Origin of the sequence: Mesorhizobium waimense, assembly GCF_003601975.1 — a bacterium.
Classification (GTDB): Bacteria; Pseudomonadota; Alphaproteobacteria; order Rhizobiales; family Rhizobiaceae; genus Mesorhizobium; species Mesorhizobium waimense.
This window is the reverse complement of sequence record NZ_QZWZ01000173.1, coordinates 1-878: the sequence shown is the minus strand read 5'-3', so window position 1 is coordinate 878 and position 878 is coordinate 1. Positions and strand designations below refer to the sequence as shown.

The following is an 878-nucleotide window of genomic DNA, read 5'->3' as shown; positions in this document are numbered from 1 at the left end:
CAGGCGGCAATCAACCGCTTCCTCCAAGAGCACAACCAGCAACCCAAACCCTTCTCTTGGACCGCCGACCCCGACAAAATCATCGCCGCCGTCAAACGCGGGCACCAAGTGTTAGACTCCATCCACTCTCATGATTGCTGACAATAGCCTTTGGCATAGGTTGCAGCCCGCCGGATTCGATCGGCGGCCGAGGTACTTGTACGGCGGATATGAGGTGCAAGAGGCGGGACTTGAACGTCGGTCAACAATCTCTCATCCGCGGGTCGAGCCGCATGACCTTGTTTCGTTTGGGGCTGCCTCTGTCTAGGTGCCGAGCGTCAAGGCTCATAGTGGAGACGAGGGCTCCCCGGCATTGTCCCGCCTCCAGCGCCGCATATCGCGCCGAGGCTGATGTTGGGTGTTGCGATCTCCTCTCCTGGGCTGTCTGTCAAGTTGATGTCATGCCGCCTTTGGGGTGGATTGAACCGTGCAGGCGATCGACCAGATGAAGCCCACCATCTCGCGTGCGATGGCGACATTGACGACGTTGGCATTCTTGCCGCGCGCGCTCAGTCGACGATATCGGGTGCAAAGCCGAACTTGCGCCTTCCACCCGATGTCGCGAACGACTTTTGGCAGCGCCTCGATCCGGTCGACCTTGTGCCGGCCGATGCGCGGCCTCATCCTGTAAGCCCAGGCGCCCTCGACCAGCGCGCGCCGGGCATGCGTGTTGCCGGTCTTGGTGATGCCGCCGCGCCAGACGGTCTCGCCACTCGATTGCTCGCCAGGGACCAGGCCGAAATAGGCCATGAGCTGGCGTGGATTGGAGAAACGCGTGAAGTCACCGACTTCCGCGACCAGCACCACGGCGTTGATCAGCGCGATACCCCGCATTGCCT

General features: G+C 61.6%; 1 protein-coding gene and 1 pseudogene. One reads left to right on the top strand and one right to left on the bottom strand.

The window, feature by feature from the left end:
• Nucleotides 1-141: pseudogene (locus D3227_RS40455) on the top strand (IS630 family transposase); the annotation flags it as partial.
• A 297-nt stretch (nucleotides 142-438) separates the two neighbouring features.
• Here the strand turns inward: D3227_RS40455 and D3227_RS40450 are convergent.
• The coding region (locus D3227_RS40450; RefSeq protein WP_147377842.1) for a transposase at nucleotides 439-878 on the bottom strand (440 nt) is incomplete at its 5' end.